21 protein-coding genes are annotated in these 21528 nt (G+C 70.1%); 13 read left to right on the plus strand and 8 right to left on the minus strand.

Features of this window, described 5'->3' with window-relative positions:
- Window positions 1-141: 141 nt before the first annotated feature.
- Together AC1P0E_RS31055 and AC1P0E_RS31060 are read right to left on the minus strand one after the other, a co-directional pair.
- Window positions 142-1431: an SWIM zinc finger family protein gene (locus AC1P0E_RS31055; RefSeq protein WP_482745416.1), complete on the minus strand. Its 1290-nt coding sequence runs from the start codon at window positions 1429-1431 to the stop codon at window positions 142-144.
- The gene (locus tag AC1P0E_RS31060) at window positions 1428-4343 is read right to left on the minus strand and encodes a DEAD/DEAH box helicase (RefSeq protein ID WP_482745417.1); all 2916 of its coding nucleotides are present in this window, start codon (window positions 4341-4343) and stop codon (window positions 1428-1430) included. The genes AC1P0E_RS31055 and AC1P0E_RS31060 overlap by 4 nt, the downstream gene beginning before the upstream one ends.
- A gap of 203 nt (window positions 4344-4546) precedes the next feature.
- Between AC1P0E_RS31060 and AC1P0E_RS31065 the strand changes: the two genes are divergently transcribed.
- The 3 genes from AC1P0E_RS31065 to AC1P0E_RS31075 all read left to right on the plus strand — a co-directional run bounded on the left by AC1P0E_RS31065 (window position 4547) and on the right by AC1P0E_RS31075 (window position 6516).
- Window positions 4547-5626 (plus strand): fatty acid desaturase family protein, encoded by a 1080-nt coding sequence (locus AC1P0E_RS31065; protein WP_482745418.1) that lies wholly within the window; start codon window positions 4547-4549, stop codon window positions 5624-5626.
- A gap of 86 nt (window positions 5627-5712) precedes the next feature.
- Window positions 5713-5895, plus strand: a complete 183-nt coding sequence (locus AC1P0E_RS31070) for a hypothetical protein (protein ID WP_482745419.1) — start codon at window positions 5713-5715, stop codon at window positions 5893-5895.
- Window positions 5896-5973: 78 nt separating this feature from the next.
- Window positions 5974-6516 (plus strand): MOSC domain-containing protein, encoded by a 543-nt coding sequence (locus AC1P0E_RS31075; RefSeq protein ID WP_482745420.1) that lies wholly within the window; start codon window positions 5974-5976, stop codon window positions 6514-6516.
- 8 nt (window positions 6517-6524) lie between these two features.
- On the opposite strand, the gene AC1P0E_RS31080 is transcribed toward AC1P0E_RS31075, so the two are convergent.
- The 3 genes from AC1P0E_RS31080 to AC1P0E_RS31090 all read right to left on the minus strand — a co-directional run bounded on the left by AC1P0E_RS31080 (window position 6525) and on the right by AC1P0E_RS31090 (window position 9378).
- Window positions 6525-7895 carry a tannase/feruloyl esterase family alpha/beta hydrolase gene (locus AC1P0E_RS31080; protein WP_482745421.1) on the minus strand — a complete coding sequence of 457 codons (1371 nt, stop codon included), beginning with the start codon at window positions 7893-7895 and terminating at the stop codon, window positions 6525-6527.
- A gap of 273 nt (window positions 7896-8168) precedes the next feature.
- Entirely contained in the window at window positions 8169-8993 is an 825-nt protein-coding gene (locus AC1P0E_RS31085) for a hypothetical protein (RefSeq protein ID WP_482745422.1), read from the minus strand.
- Window positions 8994-9075: 82 nt separating this feature from the next.
- A complete protein-coding gene (locus AC1P0E_RS31090) occupies window positions 9076-9378 on the minus strand; it encodes a hypothetical protein (RefSeq protein ID WP_482745423.1) in 303 nt (100 codons plus the stop codon).
- 98 nt (window positions 9379-9476) lie between these two features.
- On the opposite strand from AC1P0E_RS31090, the gene AC1P0E_RS31095 reads away from it, so the two are divergent.
- The gene (locus AC1P0E_RS31095) at window positions 9477-10379 is read left to right on the plus strand and encodes an oxygenase MpaB family protein (protein WP_482745424.1); all 903 of its coding nucleotides are present in this window, start codon (window positions 9477-9479) and stop codon (window positions 10377-10379) included.
- 27 nt (window positions 10380-10406) lie between these two features.
- Here AC1P0E_RS31095 and AC1P0E_RS31100 read toward each other — a convergent pair whose 3' ends face one another.
- Entirely contained in the window at window positions 10407-11006 is a 600-nt protein-coding gene (locus AC1P0E_RS31100) for a class I SAM-dependent methyltransferase (RefSeq protein ID WP_482745425.1), read from the minus strand.
- 168 nt (window positions 11007-11174) lie between these two features.
- On the opposite strand from AC1P0E_RS31100, the gene AC1P0E_RS31105 reads away from it, so the two are divergent.
- From AC1P0E_RS31105 to AC1P0E_RS31140, 8 genes are all read left to right on the plus strand, one after another.
- Window positions 11175-11948 carry an MHYT domain-containing protein gene (locus AC1P0E_RS31105; RefSeq protein ID WP_482745426.1) on the plus strand — a complete coding sequence of 258 codons (774 nt, stop codon included), beginning with the start codon at window positions 11175-11177 and terminating at the stop codon, window positions 11946-11948.
- A gap of 67 nt (window positions 11949-12015) precedes the next feature.
- The gene (locus tag AC1P0E_RS31110) at window positions 12016-14559 is read left to right on the plus strand and encodes a sensor histidine kinase (RefSeq protein ID WP_482745427.1); all 2544 of its coding nucleotides are present in this window, start codon (window positions 12016-12018) and stop codon (window positions 14557-14559) included.
- Window positions 14556-14996 (plus strand): roadblock/LC7 domain-containing protein, encoded by a 441-nt coding sequence (locus AC1P0E_RS31115; protein ID WP_482745428.1) that lies wholly within the window; start codon window positions 14556-14558, stop codon window positions 14994-14996. The genes AC1P0E_RS31110 and AC1P0E_RS31115 overlap by 4 nt, the downstream gene beginning before the upstream one ends.
- 32 nt (window positions 14997-15028) lie before the next feature.
- On the plus strand, window positions 15029-15442 hold the full coding sequence (locus AC1P0E_RS31120) for a DUF742 domain-containing protein (protein WP_482745429.1): 414 nt from the start codon (window positions 15029-15031) through the stop codon (window positions 15440-15442).
- 132 nt (window positions 15443-15574) lie between these two features.
- A complete protein-coding gene (locus AC1P0E_RS31125; protein WP_482745430.1) occupies window positions 15575-16180 on the plus strand; it encodes a GTP-binding protein in 606 nt (201 codons plus the stop codon).
- A 137-nt stretch (window positions 16181-16317) separates the two neighbouring features.
- Window positions 16318-16731: a roadblock/LC7 domain-containing protein gene (locus AC1P0E_RS31130; RefSeq protein WP_482745431.1), complete on the plus strand. Its 414-nt coding sequence runs from the start codon at window positions 16318-16320 to the stop codon at window positions 16729-16731.
- Window positions 16732-16839: 108 nt separating this feature from the next.
- Window positions 16840-17724 (plus strand): DUF6397 family protein, encoded by an 885-nt coding sequence (locus AC1P0E_RS31135; RefSeq protein ID WP_482745432.1) that lies wholly within the window; start codon window positions 16840-16842, stop codon window positions 17722-17724.
- A gap of 102 nt (window positions 17725-17826) precedes the next feature.
- Window positions 17827-18318 carry a hypothetical protein gene (locus tag AC1P0E_RS31140; protein WP_482745433.1) on the plus strand — a complete coding sequence of 164 codons (492 nt, stop codon included), beginning with the start codon at window positions 17827-17829 and terminating at the stop codon, window positions 18316-18318.
- 52 nt (window positions 18319-18370) lie between these two features.
- Here the strand turns inward: AC1P0E_RS31140 and AC1P0E_RS31145 are convergent, their stop codons facing one another.
- Together AC1P0E_RS31145 and AC1P0E_RS31150 are read right to left on the minus strand one after the other, a co-directional pair.
- Complete coding sequence (locus AC1P0E_RS31145; protein WP_482745434.1) at window positions 18371-19132, minus strand: methyltransferase domain-containing protein; 762 nt, start codon at window positions 19130-19132, stop codon at window positions 18371-18373.
- A gap of 93 nt (window positions 19133-19225) precedes the next feature.
- Window positions 19226-19813: a GNAT family N-acetyltransferase gene (locus AC1P0E_RS31150; protein ID WP_482745435.1), complete on the minus strand. Its 588-nt coding sequence runs from the start codon at window positions 19811-19813 to the stop codon at window positions 19226-19228.
- A 534-nt stretch (window positions 19814-20347) separates the two neighbouring features.
- On the opposite strand from AC1P0E_RS31150, the gene AC1P0E_RS31155 reads away from it, so the two are divergent.
- Window positions 20348-21433: a YihY/virulence factor BrkB family protein gene (locus AC1P0E_RS31155; RefSeq protein ID WP_482745436.1), complete on the plus strand. Its 1086-nt coding sequence runs from the start codon at window positions 20348-20350 to the stop codon at window positions 21431-21433.
- Window positions 21434-21528 lie beyond the last annotated feature (95 nt).

A 21528-nucleotide genomic window follows, 5' to 3' on the forward strand; every position in this document is an offset into this window, starting at 1 on the left:
AGCGCTGCGAGGCCTCACGTTACGGGGCACGGCGCGAGTGATGGAAGAGGCCGGTGCCACTCCCGCACGTGGTCGCGACACAACACGTTCCGGTCGGCTCCGGACAACACGACCGACGGCCGGCGCCCGACAGCCTTTCCGTCATTCCAGTGCGGTGGCGAGCGCCGCCGCCGGATCCTGATCCGGGGGACCGGCAGGCGTCCACCGCCCGCGGTCCTTGCGGTACGGCCACCAGCGCCCGTCACGACCGCACCGCAGCTGAGCGTCCGCACCGACGACCGTCCACCGGTTGAACCGGTCGCGCAACTGCGGACGCTCGCCCTCGTCCCACGCCTCCGTCAGCCGCGTACGGGCGCGCGCGAGTGCCTCCGGCTCCGGCGTCCACTCCTCCTCCAGTACGGCGAGTGCGGCACGTCCCCCGTACTGCCAGGCCAGTACCGCCAGGGCGAGGCCGGCCCGCTCCCGTCCGGAATCCGACGCGAGCCGTGCGGCGATCCGCGGTCCGGGCCCGCCGGCTGCCAGCCGCACCGCGTCCTGTTCCGCCGCCAGTTCCTCTTCCACCGGCTGCTGTTCGTGCCCGGGCGCCAGCGCCTCGGCCAGGAGGCGATGCGCGCGGCCGGCCGCGTCCAGCGCCAGGAACTCCAGCGCTGCGACGTCGATCTCGGGCGCGGGCGCTGTCTCCGTGTCCAGAGTCGGCGGCTGCCCCGGCTCTCCCGGCAGCGGCGGAGGAGCGGGCAGGGGCGGCAGCATGTCCCGCTCCGCGAACGCCTCGTCGGCCGGCACACCCTCCGGCGCCCGCTCACCGCCGTGCCCTCGCGGTGTCTCCTGCGGCGCGGCCAGAGCCGCGCTGCGTACCTGGAGCTCGTCGAGCAGCTCCCGCTCGCCGCGTCCCCGCATGAGGAGCAGTACGAAGGGGTCCTGGTCCAGCAGACGCGCCACCTGGTAGCAGAGCGCCGCGGTGTGCGGACAGTGGTCCCACGCGTCGCACGAGCACTGCGGCTCCAGGTCGCCGATGCCCGGCAGGAGCTCGACTCCGGCGGCCGCCGCGTCCTCCACCAGATGGGGCGGCATCTCCCGGTCCAGGAGCGCCGCGATGTGCCCGGCGCGTTCGACCGCCATGCCGAGGAAACGGTCCCACTCCTCACCGCTCAACCGCTGCAACAGCACATCACCGCGATACGCCGAACCGTCCTTCTCCCGTACGACCGCCGTGACCCGCCCCGGTCGTACCGACACGGCGCCGACCGCTCCTTCACGCGCGTACCGGCGGCCCTTTCTGAGCTGTTCACCGTCCAGCGCGGTGTCCTCCAGCGCCTTCATCCATGCCCGGCCCCACCAGGTCTGCGCGAAACCGCGCCCCCGCGCGGGAGGCATCGCGTCGAAGGTCCGCTCCGGTTCGCGCTGCTCACCTGTCCCGTACCAGTCGCTCATCGTGTGCCCCCTCGCAGCTCCACCAGGTCCGCCAGCTCGGCGTCGGTCAGTTCCGTCAGGGCGGATTCGCCGTTCCCGAGAACGGCGTCCGCGAGCTCCTTCTTGCGCGCGAGCATTCCCGCGATCCGGTCCTCGATGGTTCCCTCGGCGATCAGCCGGTGCACCTGCACCGGCTGGGTCTGCCCGATGCGGTACGCGCGGTCCGTGGCCTGCGCCTCGACCGCCGGGTTCCACCAGCGGTCGTAGTGCACGACATGGGCGGCCCTGGTGAGGTTGAGCCCGGTCCCCGCCGCCTTCAACGACAGCAGGAATACCGGAACCTCACCGTCCTGGAACCGCCGCACCATTGCCTCTCGTTCCGGCACGGGCGTTCCGCCGTGCAGGAACAGCGTCCCTGTGCCGCGCGCCGCGAGATGCTTCTCCAGCAGCCGCGCCATCTGCACGTACTGCGTGAACACCAGCACGCTCGCGTCCTTGGCCAGGATGGTGTCCAGCAGTTCGTCCAGCAGTTCCAGCTTCCCGGACCGGCCCGCGATGGTGGGCCGCTGCTCCTTCATGTACTGCGCCGGGTGATTGCAGATCTGCTTCAGCGCGGTGAGCAGCTTCACCACGAGCCCCCGCCGGGCGAACCCTTCGGCCGCCGAGATCTCGGCGAGCGTCTCGCGGACCACCGCCTCGTACAAGCCGGTCTGTTCCACCGTGAGCGACACGGCGTGGTCGGTCTCCGTCTTCGGCGGCAGCTCCGGAGCGATCCCGGGATCGGACTTGCGGCGCCGCAGAAGGAACGGACGTACCAGCCTGGAGAGACGCTCGGCGGCGGCGGGGTCGTTGCCGCCCTCGACCGACTGCGCGTATTGCCTGCGGAACGTTCCGAGCCGGCCGAGCAGTCCGGGAGTCGTCCAGTCGAGGATGGCCCACAGCTCGGAGAGGTTGTTCTCCACCGGGGTGCCGGTGAGCGCCACGCGCGCGTGGGCGTCGATGGTGCGCAACTGCCTGGCGGTTGCCGAGTACGGGTTCTTGACGTGCTGCGCCTCGTCGACGACGACCATGCCCCATGGTTTCGGTCCGGCCAGCCGTGCGGCGTCGAGCCGCATCGTGCCGTACGTCGTGAGAACGAACTCCCCGTCGGCGAGGGCGTCCAGGCTGCGCGAAGCGCCGTGGAACCGGCGTACCGGGGTTCCCGGAGCGAACTTCTCGATCTCGCGCTGCCAGTTGCCCATCAGGGACGTGGGGCAGACGACCAGGGTGGGGCCGGCGGCACGCTCGTCCGTCTGCCGGTGCAGATGCAGGGCGATGAGGGTGATGGTCTTGCCGAGCCCCATGTCGTCGGCGAGACAGCCGCCGAGCCCCAGGGACGTCATGTGGTGCAGCCAGTTCAGTCCGCGCAGCTGGTAGTCGCGCAAGGTCGCCGCGAGCGCGGCCGGCTGCGGAACCGCCCCGTGCCCGGCGCCCTCCGGATCGGCGATCCGCTCCCGCAACTGCGCCAGCCACCCCGTTGCCTGTACGTCGACCTGCCTGCCGTCCACCTCCGAGCGGCCTGTCAGCGCGGCACTGAGCGCTTCGACGGGGGTGACCTTGCGGTCCTGGCTCTCTCGCGCGCGGCGGGCCTCGTCGGGGTCGACGAGCACCCACCGGTCGCGCAGACGCACGACCGGCCTGCCGGCCTCCGCGAGCCGGTCGAGCTCCTCGCGCGAGAGCTGCTGACCGCCCAGCGCGAACCGCCAGTTGAAGGCCAGCAGCGCGTCGGGCGACAGGAATGACGGCACGTCGGACTGCGTCGTCTCCTGATTCCCCACACTGCCCTTGTCGTCATCGGGCGGGCCCACTACGGCGCGTGCCGTCAGTCCGCGGGCCAGCGCCTTCGGCCAGTGCACCTGGACTCCGGTGGCTGCCAGCGCCCGTGCGGCCTCACCGAGCAGTTCGGTGACCTCCTCGTCGGCCGGCTCGATGGCGTCCGGTACGGCGGCCGACAGCAGCGGGGCCAGCGGCGGCCACACATGGGCGGCGCGGCGCAGGGCCGGCAACGCGTCCATACGGGCGCGCGGCCCGAACGCCGTCCCGGCGTGTCCTGTGCCGGCCCACACCTCGGAGGCGTCGGCGACCAGCGAAGGGTCTCTGACACTGTGCATCTGCAGAACGACGCGGAAGGCAGGCCCCGCTCCCTCGTCGATACCGTTCGTCCGGCCGTTCTCGGGTTCCTCGTCCGCGCGAGCCGTCGCGAGTCCGGACAGCTCGACCCTCAGGGAGATCCGTACGCCCGCGTCGTGCCCGGCGGCGACGTCCGCGGCCCAGGCGCGCTGCTCGGGCAGCCGCTGCGGCTCGGCGCCGGCGTACGCGGGACCGGCGGCCGCCGAAGCCGCGGCGGGCGTACGCGGCAGCCCGTCCGCGACCGCGTCGAGGAACGAGCGCACGAGCCGCTCGGGAGCGGGCAGCCGCAGCGGCCGTTCCCCGGCACCGAGCGGTACGGCGTGCGCGCCGGGCGGCATCGCGGCTGCCAGCTCGCGCACCCGTTCCTGGTCCTCGGCGGTGAGCGGTCCGGCCCGCCAGGCGTCGTGATCGGTGGCGCTCAGTCCCGGCAGGAGAAGCCCGCGAGCGGCGAGCTGCAGCGCGACGAGTGCGGCCGCACCCCAGAAGGCTGCGGCAGGGTCGGCGTGTGCGGACGCGCGGGCCCTCGTCAGGACCGGCAGAGCGTCCCGCACCGGCAGCGCGAGGGCGCGCACGGTGCGCACCGTGACGCGGTCCATGACGACAGTCAGCTCTTCGACCGTGCCGGGGCCGGAGGGCGGCGCGCTTCCGTCGGCGCGCCAGAAAGCCACCGTGCCGGTGCGTGCCGGATCCGCGGGCAGGAAGGCCACGGAGCATCGGGTGAGTTCGGAGATCTCGGAGAGCGTTGCCGCAGGAGGCCGGTGCACAGCGATGCCGAATTCCTCAAATTTGACTAGCCGATTTCGAGTCGCCGAGAGTACAGCATCCGGCAGGCGAAGGTGTACCCATCCCCACTGCGCCGAGCGGGGGCAGGCACCAACGAAACCCGGGGGTTGACGCCATGGTCATCAAGGGGCCCGGTGCGTAGTTTCATGACGTCAGAGCTAGGTCCTACAGACCGGAGACCCTTATGCCCCAGGCCGCCACTGTCGCGGAACCCACGACAGGCACCTCGGGGAGCGATTTCGCCCCGCTCCTGCGAAGCGCCAGGGAGCAGGGACTCCTGGAGCGGCGCACCGGCTGGTATGCGGTGGGCATCGCGGCCAATCTGCTCGCCATGGCCGCTGTCGTCGCAGGCATGGTGCTCATCGGTGACTCCTGGTGGACGCTTCCGCTGGCCCTGCCCCTGACCGTGCTGTGGGCCCGTACCGCCTTCTTCGGCCACGACGCCGGACACGCCCAGATAACCGGCAACCGCCGGGTGAGCCTGGTGATCAGCCTCGTCCACAGCAATCTGCTGCTCGGCATGAACCAGGCGTGGTGGAACGACAAGCACGTACGCCACCACGCGAACCCGAACCACATCGACAAAGACCCCGACGTCGGTGTGGGGGCACTGGTCTGGACGCAGAAACAGGCCGAACAGCGCGAAGGATTCGCCCGCTGGCTGACCCGCAACCAGGCGCGACTGTTCTTCCCGATGCTGCTGCTCGAAGGCATCGCCCTGAAGATCTACGGCTTCCAGTACCTGCGCCGCCAGCCGGTGCGCGAGCGCGTACTGGAAGGCTCGCTGCTCGTGGCCCATCTCGTCGGGTACTTCGCGTTGCTGCTCACCGTCATGTCGCCGGGCAAGGCCGCTGTGTTCGCGCTCCTTCATCACGCTCTGTTCGGCCTCCATCTGGGAATGGCGTTCGCACCCAACCACAAGGGGATGGAAATGCCCGGCACCGACGGTGAGCGCTGGGGTCACCTGCGCCGGCAGGTCGTCACTTCACGCAACGTGCGCGGCGGGATACTCACCGACTGGTTCCTCGGCGGCCTGAACTACCAGATAGAGCACCACCTCTTCCCGAGCATGGCGCGTCCGAACCTGCGGTTCGCCCAGCCGCTGGTGCGTGCGCACTGCGAGGCGCTGGGCGTGTCGTACGCGGAGACCGGACTGATCGACTCGTACCGGCAGGCGCTGACACACATGCACGGCGTCGGCGCACCGCTCAGGACCGACACGACCGACAGGACCGGCGCGGCCGAGCGGAACGCAGCCGTCTAGCGGGCGGCCCGCGCGGCGGAACTGTGGCGCGGGCGCGCACGTTACTGGAGCATGAAGCGGCAACAGCCGCGAAGGAGGCGTCGAAGATGTCGAAGAGCGCGAAGGTGGCCGCCGGTGGCGTGGTGGTGGGGATCGCCATGATCTGGCTGGTCGGGTTCTGGCCCGCCCTGCTGGTCATGATCGGTGTGCCCGTCGCGGCGTATCTGATGCTGGACAACTCGCAGCGCCGCAGGCTGCGCCGGGTCACACGCAAGGAGATCGGCCGCTGACCCCGCCCCCGGCCGTGCGGGGATAGGGTCGGGTTCTGGAAGGATCGAACACCGGCACGGTCGAGGGGGAGTCCGCACATGGGCGGCATGGTCACGGCGGTCAGCAGCAACGGCGAGTACTCGTTCACCAAGCCGAACCGCGACAGCATCACGCTGCTGGCCGGACTCGGCGTGGAAGGCGACGTACACGCGGGGACGACGGTCAAACACCGGTACCGGGTCGCTCAGGACCCCACCCAGCCGAATCTGCGCCAGGTGCACCTCATGCACGAGGAGCTGTTCGGCGAGCTGCTCCGCAGCGGCTTCACGGTCGAGCCGGGCCAGCTCGGCGAGAACATCACCACCAGCGGAATCGACTTGCTCGGCCTCCCGGAAGGCACCCTGCTGCACATCGGTGAGGAAGCGGTCGTCGAGGTCACCGGTCTGCGCAACCCGTGCCTGCAGATCGACGGTTTCCAGGACGGTCTCCTGAAGCAGGTGGTCGGCCGGGACGAGGCGGGCAACATCGTGCGCAAGACCGGGATCATGAGCGTGGTCAAGGTGGGTGGGGCGGTGCGGCCCGGCGACCGGATCAAGGCCGTCCTGCCGGCGGAGCCGCACCGGCCCCTGGAGCGCGTCTGAGCCCCGGCTCAGCTCAGCGCGCAGGAGTTCACCACATCACCGCCCGCGGGCCTGGCAATAGTCCGGTCCCCGGGCGGAACGCTGCCGTCCTCCACCCAGGCCACAAGCGCCGAAAACGCGGAGCGGTAACAGGGAAGGACCGGCCGCAGCCGGTCGGGATACGTGTCGTAGAGCGAGTCGACATGGGTGCCGCCCGCGACGGTGTAGTAGCGGTGCAACCGTGAGCGGCCCCGCTGCGTCACCATCCGCTCGTACACGTCGGAGTCGGTGGCGATCGGCAGCAGCGTGTCCAGGTCACCGTGCAGCGTGATCATCGGCTTGCCGATCCGCCCGGTCAGAGCGACCCGCCCGACCGCGCGGTGTACGGAGTCGGGTCGCGCGGCGTAGTCGTACTCCGCGTCCGACGCACAGGGCGCGAGGATCTCCGGCAGTGTGCCACCGGCGGATGATCCGGGGCAGGCCGGGTCGTACGACGGATCGAACTCCGCGCGATAGATCTTCTGCGTCAGACCCCAGTACGCCTTCTCGTGGTACGGCCACAGGAACTGCGAACCGGGCGCGAAACCGGCCTTCAGCAGATCCTCGTCCTTCGCCCGGCCCAGGCTCCGTGCCACCGCGACCGGCAGGGAGTCGAGCAGACCACCGCCGTCGGCCGTCCAGAGGGCGCCCTCCCAGTCCACCCCGCCGTCATAGAGCTCGGGATGGTTCTCCAACTGCCAGCGGGTCAGGTAGCCGCCGTTGGAGATGCCCGTCATGTATGTACGCCGGGGCGCGTGCCCGTACCACTTCGCGACGGTCCTGCGTGCCGCACGCGTCAGCTCCGTGGTACGCCGGTTCCACTCCGCCACGGCATCGCCGGGCCGCTTGCCGTCCTTGAAGAAGTCGGGGCCGCTGTTCCCCTTGTCGGTCGCCGCGTACGCGTAGCCCTGAGCGAGCACCTGGTCGGAGATGAGGGCGTCGGTCGCGTACTGCTTGCGGGTACCGGGCGCACCCGTGACGACGAGCCCGCCGTTCCAGCGATCGGGCAGCCGGATGACGAACTGGGCGTCGTGCTGCCATCCGTGGGTGGCGTTGAAGCGCGAATCGTCGGGGAAGTAGCCGTCGATCTGCGTGCCCGGCACACCGGAGGGGTTCTTCGTGCCCTTCGCGGACAGCCCCGCCTGGTCGGCAGTGTCGGTGTACGCCGTGCCGGCCAGCCCTGTGGTGGTCAAGTCGGGCAGGCAGGCCACTCGCTGATGTTCCGCCCCCGGCACGACCGGCCGGTCGTGCCGGGCGCAAGGACCGGCCTCAGGGGCAGGCGCCGCGGCGCCTGCGGAGCCGACGGTGGTCAGCGCCATGAGAAGTGCGGCGGCGAGCGGGACGCCTCTGGACGGGCGCATGGGAAGCCTCCGGGTTCACTGCGGGAAGACGGGCGCAGCGAGCCACATGGTGCTGTCGAATCGACCGGCACGGCCATGGGCACGGCCCACACCGCGCAGGGCGCCGATATGGGTGCCGTCCACGGAGATTGCTTGCCGGTGGATCACTTCGCCGCGACCCACGACCGCATGAAGGCCGGAAAGGCCTTGCCCGGCCCCGCCCGCAGAACCGCTCTCGCCCGGTACGACCGCGCACTCAGGGCGGAAGGCCGCAGAGGACCAGGGCGGCGGCCGTCAGGCGGGCCGTACGGCGATCTTGTCGAGCGCCTCCAGCAGACCGGGCAGTTCGGGTCCCCGCCCGACCGGAAGAACCTCACCCGGCTCGTCGTCGAGCAGTACGAAAGCGATGTCGTCGGTCCTGGCGACCACGGACCAGCCAGGACCGTCGGCCCGCAGCGTGCGGGCCTCGCCGGACGCGAACGTCGAACGCACCCGCCCCGGCGGCGGAGGGGCGTCCACGTAACCTTGCAGCTCCTCAATGACACGCCGCACGCCGGAGTGCGGCTTGTCACCCGGAGCCACGAATGTCTCCTCGTCGTCGATCTGCTCGCGCCAGGCCGCCCACTGGAGCGCGATCTCGTCCGCGCCGAGCCGGCGCTGGGCGGGTCCCCAGGTGTCGGTGTCGGGCGGTGTGAGCGGAGCCGGCACATTGTCGCCGTCCGCTCCGTTCCCGGGAACGGGGTCGTGCGGGGCCGGTATGCCGGGAGCGGCCACCGCGAGCGAGAGCGGCCAGCCCGGCAGACCCGCGACGACCGTTCGTTCGTCCGGTGACAGGTCGTACTCCATGCCGCAGTCCCAGGACGCGATGGCGACCGCCACCAGCGACACGTCGTCGATCACCACGGTCCACCGCGCGCCCGTGCCGTCCTGGCCGAGCACCAGGCCGTACCCGTCGGCGTACGGCTCGAGACCGAGCGCCGCACAGGCCTGCGGATAGTCGTCACCGAGCACGCTCGGGAACTGCGCGGGCGTCAGCAGCACCGCGGTCAGCACGAACAGAGCGTCCTCGGCGTCCTCGGCGTCCTCGGCGGTGTCGGTGGCGGTGTCAGGCCCGGTCACGGCACCCTCCTCATCGGATCGGTCGTCGGCGCACCCTAACCAGTGAGTAACCCCGCCGTCGAGGTCCACGGGGAACCCGGCATCAGGCAGCCGGGAGGCCGAGGAGCGCACGGGCCACGCTCTGGGGTGACTCGTCGCGCTCCCGCGCGAGCGCGATGACCGCCCGGCAGGCCAGTTCGTTGACACCGAAGGAAAGTGCCTCCGGCGAGACCCAGCCGGCCGCCTCCTCGATGCGCGGCTCGTCGTCCTCCGCGCACGCGGAGACGTAGGCCGCGGCGGCCTCGAAGATGTTGTGCTGACGCGTTCCCGGGTGCGCCTGCGGTGTCGCACCGTCCGGACGCGGTCCGAAGAGCTTCCTGAGTCTGTTCCGTACGTTGTCGAACACGCGGACCACCTTCCCCCTGAGTGGTTGGATCACGGACCCTCCATCTGTGCTCTCCCAACGTAGAGTTGGACACCGGGCGACAGAAGGGGGACGGTGCGTTGAAGCGCTACGACCGGCTGAAGGAGATCCAGCGGCTCGACCCGGAAAAGGACTTCCTGACGATCTACCGGCTCACATCGACGTACGAGTTCCCCTGGGACTACACACGCGCACTGGAACTGGCCCTGTACCGCACATACGCGGTCCCGGGCATCGGCCGCCTTCTCGCCGAGACGGCAGAGCTGACCGACCGTTCCCAGAAGCGCTACGACGACACCGCGCTGCTCCTGGACACCGTCTTGGAGCACGGCTTCGACTCCGACGACGGCCGCACCGCCATCCGCCGGATCAACCAGATGCACCGCAGCTACGACATCAGCAACGACGACATGCGCTATGTGCTGTGCACGTTCGTCGTCATGCCGAAGCGCTGGATCGACTCCTACGGCTGGCGACGGCTGTCCGACCACGAACTCCGGGCCTCCGCGGCCTACTACGGCATGCTCGGCAAGCACATGGGCATCAAGGACATTCCGCAGTCCTTCGAGGAGTTCGAGCGCTGCCTCGACACGTACGAGGCGGAGCACTTCGGCTGGGACGAGGGGGCGCGCAACGTCTCGGACGCCACGCTCGCGCTCATGGCGTCCTGGTACCCGCGCCCCCTCGCGCCGCTCGTGCGCGGCGCCAGTCTCGCTCTCCTCGACGACGCGCTCCTGCGAGCCTTTCGCTACGACACGCCGGCGCCCGCCGCGCGAGCGGCGGTCAGGGGCGCTCTGCGGCTGCGTGCTCGCGCCGTGCGCCTGCTGCCACCGCGCAGCGCGCCGCACTACGCCCGGCAGAATCCCGAGATCAAGGGCTATCCCGGCGGCTATACGGTCGCCAAGCTGGGGACGTTCCCGACTCCCGGTACGGGCGGCTGCCCGGTCCCGCACACCGCGCGCCCGGCGGCCGCCGCTGAGTGACGCCCCGGCCCGGGCACGGTTCCTGGCTCAGTCCTGGCGGACAGCCACCGCCAGGAACCGGTCACTCTCGTCGGTGTACGACGTCATCCGCCACCCGGAACCCGCCAGCAGCAGCCGGAGGACGGGCTCGGCCCGCAGGTCGTCCGACGTGATCTGCCGGCCCTGGCGAGCCGCGAGAGCCGCACGTCCGATGGGATGGAACAACGCCAGCAGGCCGCCGGGGCGCACCGCCCTGGCCAGCTCGCGCAGATTCTCCGCGGGCCGGGGGAGATGCGCGATCAGCCCGGCCGCGAAGACAGCGTCCAGGGCTCCCGTCCGTACCGGCAGCCGGGCGACGTCGGCGATCAGCAGCTGCGCGTCGCGATGGCGTCCCGCGTGCACGGCGGACTCCAGCATCGCCGGCGTCACGTCGGCGCCCAGCACCGAACCTCCGGGGCCCACGGCGTCGCGCAGGAACGGCAGCGCGCGCCCCGTGCCGCAACCCGCGTCGAGCACGGCGTCGCCCGCCCGCAGCCCGAGGTCGGCCACCGCGGCGGCGTAGGCCGGTCCGTCGTCGGGGAAACGGGCGTCCCAGTCCGCGGCCCGGGCCGTGAAGAATTCCTGAACGTGCGTGTGGTCATCGGCCATACGCACATCGTCTCCCGGATTCTTCGAAATTCCGGCGGCTCCAACGCATGTGCGGTGCGCATGTTCGAGCGCGGCCCGGTCGTTCGGGAACGTATCTCTGTCATATTCGGGCAGCTTTCGAAATGCGCTCCCAGTGTGCGCCCCCTTCAGGACTAGCGTCCCTGGGTCATGGGACACCTGGACCACGCCACCTTCGGCTGGCTGACACCCGTGCTGTCGTACGCGATGGCAGTCATCGGCGCCGCTCTCGCCCTGCGGTGCACCGTACGAGCACTGGGGGCGAGCGGGCGCTCCCGGCGCAATTGGCTGATCACCGCCGCGTCCGCCATCGGCACCGGCATCTGGACGATGCACTTCGTCGCGATGCTCGGCTTCGGCGTCACCGGTACCGAGATCCACTACAACGTTCCCCTGACCGTGCTCAGCCTGATCGTCGCGATGCTCGTCGTCGGCGCCGGAGTCTTCGCCGTCGGTTACGGCCGCGACCGCGGCAGGATGCTGCTCCTCGGCGGCCTCACCACCGGGCTGGGCGTGGCGAGCATGCACTACCTCGGCATGGCCGCGCTGCGCCTCAACGGCTCCGTGTCCTACGACCCGCTGCTCGTCGGCCTGTCCGTGGTCATCGCGGTCGTCGCCGCGACCGCCGCCCTGTGGGCAGCCCTGAACATCAAGTCGCCGGTCGCGGTCGCCGTCGCCTCTCTCGTGATGGGAGCAGCGGTCAGCAGCATGCACTACACGGGAATGGCCGCCGTCAGCGTGCAGGTCAGCCCGTCGGGCAGGGAACTCCCCGGGGCCACCGCCATGCAGTTCGTCTTCCCCCTCGCCGTGGGCCTCGGGTCGTACCTCTTCCTCACCGCCGCCTTCGTCGCTCTCTCGCCCACAGCACGCGAGCGCGCGGCCTACGCCTCCGCGGAGCGGCTGACCGAAACGACCGTTCCCTAGAACGGCGCCGGCCTTCGCAGCACGGCACCACTCAGGCAGCACGACCCGTATCCGGAACGAGGAGGCCATGCGCAAACCCCGTAGGACCCCGGGCGCCGAAACACCGGGCCGGACTGCGCCCCCCACGCGTGGACGGCGGGCGCACGCAGGTCCCCCTGCCGACGAGAACACCCTCACGAACAGCGGCGGAACCGCCACCCGGGAACGCCCCGCGGCAGCCACCCGAGAGCGGTGGCGGCTGCGCCCGAGAACGGTACGAGCGAAGATCGTCTCGTTGCTGATGGTGCCCGTCGTCTCCCTGCTCGCGCTCTGGGCCTTCGCCACCGTAACGACGGCACAGGACGTGGCCCGACAACAGCAGCTCCAACGCGTCGACGAAGAGGTGCGCATACCCGTCGCGACCACCGTCGCCGAACTGCAGGCCGAACGCCGCGCCGCGGTCCGCTATCTCGCGTCCCCAGACGACAGCGGTGCGGACGCGCTGGAACAGCAGGCCAAACGTACCGACAGCGCGGCGGCCGCTCTCCGGCTCGACGAGGAACACACCGTCGCCGACGGCGCGGACCTGCCCGACACGGTGGCGACCAGACTCGCCACCTTCGTGTCCGGCACGCAGCGACTGAGCGCCCTGCGCGCGGGAGTGCTCGACCGCACCGCCGACTGGGACAAGACGTACGAGCAGTACACCCGGACCATCCAGGACGCGTTCGGCGTCACAGGGGCGCTCACCGGCATCCAGGACGCCCGGCTCGGAGCCGACGCGCGCGTCCTGCTCGAGTTCGCCCGGGCCGGCGAAATGCTCGCTCGCGAGGACGCGCTGCTTTCCTCCGCGCAGCTCACCCGCACTTTCGACGTGCGGCGGCAGCGCCAGTTCGCCGGAGCGGCGGAGACCCGCAGGAACCTTACCGATTCCGCCGTCGCCGACCTGCCGGACGCCGAGCGCGAAGCCTGGCGCGCACTCACAGAGGAGAGCGCGTCCGACGACGTGCTCGCCGCAGAGGACAAGGTGATCGCCGCGCCGCCAGGCCGGAAGGCCGCCCAGGCCGTCCCCGCAGCCACGTGGGAAGCCGCGCACACCACGGTGCGGAACTCCGTGCGCGCCATCGGAACGCAGGCCGACAGGAGTGTGGCCGGCCGCGCCGACCCGCTCGCCCGCGGCGTGCTCACGCCCGCGGGAGCGGCCGTCCTCCTGGGGTTCACAGCTGTGGCGGCCTCCCTCGTCATCTCCGTACGCATCGGTCGCGCACTTGTCGTCGAGCTCATCAGCCTGCGCAACGGCGCCCTGGAGATCGCCCGGCGCAAGCTGCCACACGCCATGGACAGGCTCCGCGCCGGAGAAGAAATCGACATCCACACGGAAGCTCCCCAGGGACCGTCCGCGGACGACGAGATCGGCCAGGTCGGCGAAGCCCTCGCCACCGTGCACCGCGCCGCTGTCAGCGCCGCCGTGGAACGCGCCGAACTCGCCAGCGGCGTATCGGGGATCTTCGTGAACCTCGCCAGGCGCAGCCAGGTCCTCGTCCACCGCCAGCTCAACCTGCTCGACAGCATGGAACGCCGGGCGGACGACCCGGGCGAACTCGGTGACCTCTTCCGCCTGGACCACCTCACCACCCGGATGCGCAGGCACGCGGAGAGCCTGATCATCCTGTCCGGAGCAGCTCCCGGACGCGCCTGGCGCATGCCCGTACCGCTCACCAATGTCGTACGCGCCGCCGTATCCGAAATCGAGGACTACGCGCGCGTGGAGGTACGCCACCTGCCCGAAGCGGCAGTCGCGGGAACGGCCGTGGCCGACCTCACGCATCTCCTCGCCGAACTCATCGAGAACGCCGCTCAGTTCTCTCCGCCGCACACCAAGGTGCGCGTCACCGGAGAACCGGTGGGCAACGGTTACGCCCTGGAGATCGAGGACCGCGGGCTCGGCATGGGGAAGGATTCACTGTCCGAGGCGAACCGGCGGATCGAACAGTCCGAAGCGCTCGACCTCTTCGACAGCGACAGGCTCGGCCTTTTCGTGGTCAGCCGGCTCGCCTCCCGGCATGCCATCAAGGTTCATCTGCGGACCTCGCCGTACGGCGGGACAACGGCCGTCGTCCTCCTGCCGATCGCGCTGCTCCAAAGCGCCGTCACCAAGGGAGAAGGCGCACAGCGGACCGAGGTACGTGCGGAACGTCCGAACGACGTACCGCGGAGCGAACCGCAGAGCGATGAGAGAGCCCCACTCTCCGGTCCGGCTCTCGCCCCGGGCTCACGTCTTTCCCGCACGAACGGCACTGCCTTCGCCGCGCAGGGGCCTCGCGCGGCCCTTGCGGCGCAGCCGCCGCCGCGACCGCTACACCAGCAGCCTGCCGGAGTCACCGCTCTGCGCCTGCACAGCAGCACCACCGAACCGGACGAACACGGGAACGACGAAGGCGGCCTCCCGCGAAGGGTCCGGCAGGCCAGCCTCGTCCCGCAACTGCGCGAAGCACCCGCGCCACCCGACCAGCCCTCGTCGCGCCCCGCCACCGGCGACGCCGCACAGGGGCGAACCCCGGAACAGGCAAGGGACCGAATGACGGCCTACCGCAGCGGATGGACCCGCGGCAGAGAAGGAGATCACAAATGATCCAGCACGAGAGGACTGCGGGCAGCGCGCACGGTTCCGGCGAACTCGACTGGCTGCTCGACGATCTGGTGACCAGGGTGAGCGAAGTGCGGCACGCGGTGGTGCTGTCGAACGACGGCCTGGCCGTCGGCGCGTCGAGCGCGCTGAACCGCGAGGACGCCGAACACCTGGCGGCCGTGGCATCGGGCTTCCACAGCCTCGCCAAGGGAGCGGGGCGCCACTTCCGCGTGGGAGACGTACGCCAGACGCTGGTTGAGATGGACGACAGCTTGCTGTTCGTCGCCGCCGCCGGCGACGGCTCCTGCCTCGCCGTCCTGAGCTCGGCCACGGCGGACATCGGCCTGATCGCCTACGAAATGGCCCGGCTGGTCAAGCGCGTCGGCGAGCACCTGTACACGCCGCCACGCTTCACCGCGCAGCCGCCGGCCGCGGGCTGACCGTACGAGCGCACAGAAGGCGGGCTCCGCACATGACCGAGGACAACGACACCGACCCCATCCAACAGGGCAGCCACTGGTACGACGCCGAAGCAGGCCCCCTGGTACGCCCGTACGCGATGACCGGCGGCAGGACCGAGCCGGGCCCCAGCGGGGCGCGCTTCGACTTCATCGCGCTCGTCGACCTCGCCGATGACGCACCCGGCAGTGCGGAGGAGTCGCTGCTCGGCCCCGAACACCGCGCCCTGGTGACACTGTGCCGCCTGGAGACCCAGTCCGTCGCGGAACTGTCGGCCGGCGCGGACCTGCCGGTCGGCGTGGTCCGCGTACTCCTCGGCGACCTCCTCGAATCCGGCTACGTCAAGGTCAGCCGGCCGGTGCCCCCCGCCCAGCTGCCCGACGAGCGGATCCTGAAAGAGGTGATCGAGGGTCTGAGAGCGCTGTAGCCCCCTCGCTGACGGCCTCGAATGCACCGACTGCACCGAGTGCCCCGACTCCTGCGAACTTCCTTTACAGAGCCCCTGCTTGCCGTGCCGGGGACGTACCGATGCTGACAGTTCTCCTGAGAGAAGTGATCGATGGGCTCCGAGCGCTCTGACGAAAAGGCCGATCAGACGGCCGCCCTCGCGTTGAAAATTCTGGTCGCCGGCGGCTTCGGGGTCGGCAAGACCACCCTCGTCGGCGCCGTCAGCGAGATCCGGCCGCTGCGTACCGAGGAACAGCTCAGCGAGGCCGGTCAGACGGTCGACGACACCGGAGGCGTCGACCGGAAGACCACGACGACCGTCGCCATGGACTTCGGGCGCATCACCATCCGGTCCGGACTCTCGCTGTATCTCTTCGGTACGCCGGGACAGGACCGGTTCTGGTTCCTTTGGGACGAACTGTCCCAGGGCGCTCTGGGCGCCGTCGTCCTGGCGGACACCCGCCGCCTGGAGGACTGTTTCCCGGCTGTGGACTACTTCGAGCACCGCCACATCCCCTTCGTCGTGGCGGTCAACTGCTTCGCAGGGTCACGGGCCTACGGTGCGCACGATGTCTCACGCGCACTCGACCTAGACCGGGGAACACCGGTGGTGCTGTGTGACGCGAGGGACCGCGATTCGGGAAAGGAGGTTCTGGTGCGTCTTGTCGAGTACGCGGGAAGGATGCACACCGCCCGGCTGCTCGACACCGTCAGTTGAAGCGCCCCAGCGCTCCCATCGCCCCCACCGCTCGCTTCAGCACCGGTGGGAACACGTGCTTGCCGCGAGGACCTCATTGGGGAAGGCTTGTCATCGACCAGGGCAACGGGGAACAAATTAACGGGGAGGGCCGCAGCATGGCGCTGGACAAGGGACTCGACTGGCTTCTGGACGATCTGACCAACCGGGTCGAGCACGTGCGGCACGCGCTGGTGCTGTCCAACGACGGCCTGGTGACCGCGGCGAGCACAGGGCTGGCGCGGGAGGACGCCGAACATCTCGCCGCCGTGTCGTCGGGACTGCACAGCCTCGCCAAGGGATCGGGCCGGCACTTCAGGGCCGGAAAGGTCCGCCAGACGATGGTCGAGTTCGACGACGGGGTTCTCTTCGTCACCGCGGCGGGCGACGGCAGTTGCCTGTGCGTGCTCAGCGCCGCCGAGGCCGACATCGGGCAGGTCGCGTACGAGATGACACTGCTCGTCAACCGCGTCGGCGAGCACCTCGGCGTTGCCGTGAGGCAGCCGGGAGTTGCCCCGGGAACCGAGTTCTGACCTGCGCGTACTCGCCCGGCCCTGAAGTTATCCACAGGCCGGGCGGGCGACGCGGCATCCAGGCTACGGTCGTCACCGAGAGTATTCGGATCTCACGGGGAGACGATCATGGACGTACAAGGAGCACACCTCACCGCCGTCGCGACACAGGCCGGCAAGCCGCTGTCCGCGGCCCGGGCCGTCCAGGAACTCGGTCTGAAGCGGAGCGAGTTCGACCTCGCCGTCCTGCTGGGCCACATCCGCACCACGGTTGAGGCCGAGGGCAGCAACCGCCGGGTCGCCCGAGAGGAGATCGACAGGCTGCGGGCGGCGGACCGAAGTCAGGAGACGCTGCGTGAGCGGGTACGGACCGTAGGCACGACCGAGGGCTCGCAACTGATGGGCATCAGCCCCGTCCGCTTCGGCAAGCTCGCGCGCGCCGGATACATCACGCCCGTCAAGTTCTACTTGAACCGCTACCGGGCGGTCGTCTGGCTCTATCTCGCCGAAGAACTCGAGGAGTTCGCCACTCGCCAGCCCGGTCTCCTCACCGGCAGGTCCCCACAGAAGATGCGTGCCGTACTGGATGCGGGGGAGGACCGCCGGGCCCGCAACTGGCGGAGCCGGCGCCTGGCTCTGCTGACACGGCAGACCGAAGACCCGTGGGGGCATGCGGCGATCGCCAGCTCCGTCCTCGACCCCGTGCAGCTCGCGGAGGTCGTCGACGACCCCTATGAGCGTGCGTACCTCAATAAGCTCCGGCCGGCACTGGTGGGGCGCCACGGCGAATCGCCTGCCTCGCGGGAGGCCATGGACCGGCTGCTGCTGGCCGACGACCCGGACGAGATCCTCTGGCAGCGGGTGAGCCTCGCGCTGCTCTTGGACGAGGCGCGCGAGGACCGCACAGCACCGCGCCCGGAAACCAGCATGCCTCGCGCTGCTCCTCCCCCTCTTCCGGAAACGTCCCGGGGGCTGCGCGCATGGCTGCGTCGCAGGAGTGCCTCGGTGCGGTGACGATCCCAATGCCCCAGTACGCGAACCCCCACGGGGAGTTGGTGTGTACCTGCCGCTAGAGTGCGTTGTTTGACCAACGTGTCTTACGGCGGAGGGGGATGCATGAGTGGGCAACTGAGGGACACCGCAAGCGAGTTGGCAGAAGTGCTGTGGCGGGAGCACACCGTGTACCGGGACCGGGCCGGGGGTGTGGTCATCCGGGGCGAGCATGTGCAGCGCTGGATCAGTCTCGCTCCCGCCGGTGGCCGCGGTGAGGTCCTCGTCCGCGCCGGCCGCATCCTCGACGGCGGTACTACGGCCCCGGCCCGTTCGGAGGCGATAGTGCCGCTCGCCGCCGGTACGGGCGAGCTGGCCGCGACTTGCCGACGCCTGCTCGCCGAGGCCGCGGTCGATGCGTCGCCGCGGGTGCCGGGCCCGTCGGGCACCGGCCGTTCCAAGGGCTCCGGAAAGTCCGGCAGGTCCGGCCGGTTCAGACGGTCCGGCGAGCCGCGGAGACGAGGGAGACACACGAGCTTCAGCTCGTGGGTGGTCCTGGCCTGCGTGGCAGGTCTTGTCGCTCTCTATCTCTACAGCGCCGGAGCGTTCGGCAGGTAGCGGGGGGACGCATCCGACCGGCGTCCGTGGCCCGACGAACCGCCGACGAGGTTCAGGAGGACTTGCGGGCCTCGATGAGGAAGCGGGTCGAGTGGGCCACGAACGGCCCCTCGCTCTCGATCTTGTCGTGCAGGTCGCGCAGCCGGTCGCGGTACTGGTCGACGGTGAAGCCGGGCACCATCCAGATCACCTTCCGAAGGAAGTAGATCACCGCGCCGATGTCGAAGAACTCGATCCCCAGCCGCTCGAATCGCAGATCGACCACTTCCAGGCCCGCGGCTTCGGCGTCCCGCCGTGCGTCGTCGGGGTGGCGCCCCCGGCGGACTTCCTCGGGCTGCGGCCCCAGGAAGTACTCGACGACTTCGAAGACGCTGGAGTGGCCGACGTGCTGGGAGAGATACGTGCCGCCGGGCTGGAGTACGCGGGCGATCTCCTCCCACCACACCGTCGCCGGGTGGCGGCTGGTCACCAGATCGAAGGCGCCCTGGGCGAATGGCAAGGGCGGTTCGTCCGAGTCCGCGACCACAACGACGCCGAGCGGGTGCAGCAGCCTGGTCGCCTTGGCGACATTGGGTGGCCAGGACTCCGTGGCCACCATCGTCTGCGGCAGCTTCGGCGCCCCGGCGAGGACTTCCCCGCCGCCGGTCTGGATGTCGAGGGCGGCGGACGCGCGCGCCAAGTGCTCGCTCATTGTGCGCTGATAGCCCCACGAGGGGCGTTGCTCGGTGGCCCGGCCCTCGAGCCAGGAGAAATCCCAGCCGTCCACCGAGACGGCTTCGGCCTCGGCTGCGAGTTCGTCAAAATTGCGTGACATAACCGGATCATCACGTCACAAGTGAATGAAGTCAAAGAAGATTTTTCCGCATTTCCCCTGGCAGCGGGCGCTGTGTCGTCGGTGGCCCCGTCACTATGACGTCAATGGCCTGATGCGTGCGTGGAGGTGCATGTCGTGCCATCCGTCGGCATGCAGATGCGCACTGCGTTTGATGCCTTCTGCCGCGAAACCGGACTTGAGAGCCACGCGGCAGGACGCTTGATTCACGACGGAATGAACGAGTTCGAGCCGGTGGAAACCGATCTCGTCGAATGCCCACCGCGCCAGCGCAGATACGGCGCGGGGAGCGACGCCTGAGCCGCGGGCCGCCGGGACAGTCCAGTACGCGCATTCCGCCTGGCCCGCCGGCAGGAGCATCGACCGCAGAGACGCCCGCCCGAGCAGTTCGTCGCTCTCCGCACGGACAACCGCCCACTGGGCGTCCGTCTCCGCGTGCCAGCTCTCCTGCCATCGTCTGATCCAGTCACGGGCCTCGTCCTCGGAATCGGCCCGCCGCACATGCCAGCGCTGGATTGCGGGGTCCTTGAACGCCGCGGCGATGGCGGCGGCGTCCGTACGACGCCAGGGACGCAGGAGCAATCCTCCCTCAGCCGGCATGGACGGCTGGTCGCGTCCGGACAGGCGGCCCGCAGGCACGAAGGGCGGCACCAGGGAAGGCATGCTCGACATCATTGCCTGCGGAAGCGGTCCGGTGGGTGCCTTTGGGCCGGCCGAGCGTGGTGACACCACGCCCACCGAGTCCCCGCCGCCCGAAGTGCCTTCCTACCGTCAGGACCCGTAGCCCGTACGTGGCTTGTAGGCCCGGTGCAGGGGCAAGTCGGCCGAGGAAGCGTCGGCGCGCATGGCCGCTTCTCACATTCGCCGCCATACGGAGCCGACGAGCGTACCCAGCTTGTCGGCCGGCTCGACATGATCGGGGAGACCGCCCGGCGCGCGCGTCATGCGGTCGGCATTCGCCCGACCGCACCTGAACCGCCGGGCCGGGCGGGCGCGCGGGGGATGTAGTAGGAGGGGCGACGCCCCGCCCATGGGCGTACGGGCGGAAGCGGCCGCCTGCCGCCTCGGCGCCGGGATGACCGACGGGGAAGCGAGGAAGCGAGGAAGTACCCCAATGGCGCAGAGTTCTGACGCAATTGCCGAGGTTCAGCACCGGCTCCATGTGCAGAACCCGAGCTTTGCGGTTACTCGTAGGTCATGGCATCGAAGTGGCAGGAAGAGCATGGAGACGACGAGCGCGGGCACGAGCCCGAGCGCCGGCAGGCGGATGCTGGGGCGGACGCGGAATCCGGCAGCCGTGCGGGGCCTGACCCCCAGGTGGAACGGGACGCACCCGACTCACCCACCCAGATGGGCAAGAAGTCGTGGGGGGCGGTGCTCAAGCGCACGATGGCGGAGTTCAAGGACGACGAGCTGACCGACCGCGCCGCCGCGCTGACGTACTACGGCATCCTCGCGCTGTTCCCCGCACTGCTGGTGCTGGTGTCGATCCTCGGCATCGCGGGCGAGTCGGCGACCAAGAGCGTCCTGGACAACATCACGAAGCTGACACCCGGCTCCGCCCGCGACATCATCACCGGTGCCGTGGAGCAACTGCAGGCCAGTGGCAGCGGTACGGGATCGATCCTGGCGATCGTCGGTCTCGTGGGTGCGCTGTGGTCGGCGTCCGGCTATGTGGCCGCCTTCATCCGTACCTCCAACGCCGTCTACGACATCCCCGAAGGCCGGCCGGTCTGGAAGATCACGCCGCTGCGCCTGGTCCTGACGCTGGTGCTGATGATCCTGGCGTGTGTCAGCGCGCTCATCGTGGTGTTCTCCGGCGGCCTGGCCCGGCAGCTGGGTACGACACTGGGGATCGGCGACACGGCCTTGAACGTCTGGTCGATCGCCAAATGGCCGGTGCTCGTCCTGCTGGTCACCATCATGATCGCGCTCCTGTACTGGGCGTCGCCGAACGCGCGCGGCCGCGGCTTCAAGTGGGTCACCCCCGGCAGCTTCCTGGCCCTGGTCATCTGGTTGATCGCCTCGGCGGGCTTCGCGCTGTACGTGGCCAACTTCGCTTCGTACAACAAGACCTACGGCGCCCTGGCCGGAGTGATCATTTTCCTGGTGTGGCTGTGGATCACCAACCTCGCGATCCTGCTGGGGCTGGAGTTCGACGCCGAGATGACCCGTGAGCGCGCCATCGCCGGCGGCCACCCGAGCGACGAGGAGCCGTACGTCGAACCGCGTGACACGCGCAAGTGGAGTGATCAGGACCGCAAGCAGATGGGCAGGGACTGAGTGCCGGAGCGCCTGAGCCGAGGCATCGACGGGGCCGAAGGGGCCGACGGGGCCGGTGGAACCCACGGGGCCCACGGGATCGGCATCACGCGGCC

Source organism: Streptomyces sp. TRD_SC_5, from assembly GCF_056836825.1.

Excerpts from the sequence above, each read along its gene's own strand:
- AC1P0E_RS31055 (WP_482745416.1), bottom strand. The coding sequence starts at position 1,431 with ATGAGCGACTGGTACGGGACAGGTGAGCAGCGCGAACCGGAGCGGACC.
- AC1P0E_RS31065 (WP_482745418.1), top strand. The coding sequence starts at position 4,547 with ATGCCCCAGGCCGCCACTGTCGCGGAACCCACGACAGGCACCTCGGGG.
- AC1P0E_RS31070 (WP_482745419.1), top strand. The coding sequence starts at position 5,713 with ATGTCGAAGAGCGCGAAGGTGGCCGCCGGTGGCGTGGTGGTGGGGATC.
- AC1P0E_RS31075 (WP_482745420.1), top strand. The coding sequence starts at position 5,974 with ATGGGCGGCATGGTCACGGCGGTCAGCAGCAACGGCGAGTACTCGTTC.
- AC1P0E_RS31080 (WP_482745421.1), bottom strand. The coding sequence starts at position 7,895 with ATGCGCCCGTCCAGAGGCGTCCCGCTCGCCGCCGCACTTCTCATGGCG.
- AC1P0E_RS31100 (WP_482745425.1), bottom strand. The coding sequence starts at position 11,006 with ATGGCCGATGACCACACGCACGTTCAGGAATTCTTCACGGCCCGGGCC.
- AC1P0E_RS31105 (WP_482745426.1), top strand. The coding sequence starts at position 11,175 with ATGGGACACCTGGACCACGCCACCTTCGGCTGGCTGACACCCGTGCTG.
- AC1P0E_RS31110 (WP_482745427.1), top strand. The coding sequence starts at position 12,016 with ATGCGCAAACCCCGTAGGACCCCGGGCGCCGAAACACCGGGCCGGACT.
- AC1P0E_RS31115 (WP_482745428.1), top strand. The coding sequence starts at position 14,556 with ATGATCCAGCACGAGAGGACTGCGGGCAGCGCGCACGGTTCCGGCGAA.
- AC1P0E_RS31120 (WP_482745429.1), top strand. The coding sequence starts at position 15,029 with ATGACCGAGGACAACGACACCGACCCCATCCAACAGGGCAGCCACTGG.
- AC1P0E_RS31125 (WP_482745430.1), top strand. The coding sequence starts at position 15,575 with ATGGGCTCCGAGCGCTCTGACGAAAAGGCCGATCAGACGGCCGCCCTC.
- AC1P0E_RS31130 (WP_482745431.1), top strand. The coding sequence starts at position 16,318 with ATGGCGCTGGACAAGGGACTCGACTGGCTTCTGGACGATCTGACCAAC.
- AC1P0E_RS31135 (WP_482745432.1), top strand. The coding sequence starts at position 16,840 with ATGGACGTACAAGGAGCACACCTCACCGCCGTCGCGACACAGGCCGGC.
- AC1P0E_RS31140 (WP_482745433.1), top strand. The coding sequence starts at position 17,827 with ATGAGTGGGCAACTGAGGGACACCGCAAGCGAGTTGGCAGAAGTGCTG.
- AC1P0E_RS31145 (WP_482745434.1), bottom strand. The coding sequence starts at position 19,132 with ATGTCACGCAATTTTGACGAACTCGCAGCCGAGGCCGAAGCCGTCTCG.
- AC1P0E_RS31150 (WP_482745435.1), bottom strand. The coding sequence starts at position 19,813 with ATGCCTTCCCTGGTGCCGCCCTTCGTGCCTGCGGGCCGCCTGTCCGGA.
- AC1P0E_RS31155 (WP_482745436.1), top strand. The coding sequence starts at position 20,348 with ATGGCATCGAAGTGGCAGGAAGAGCATGGAGACGACGAGCGCGGGCAC.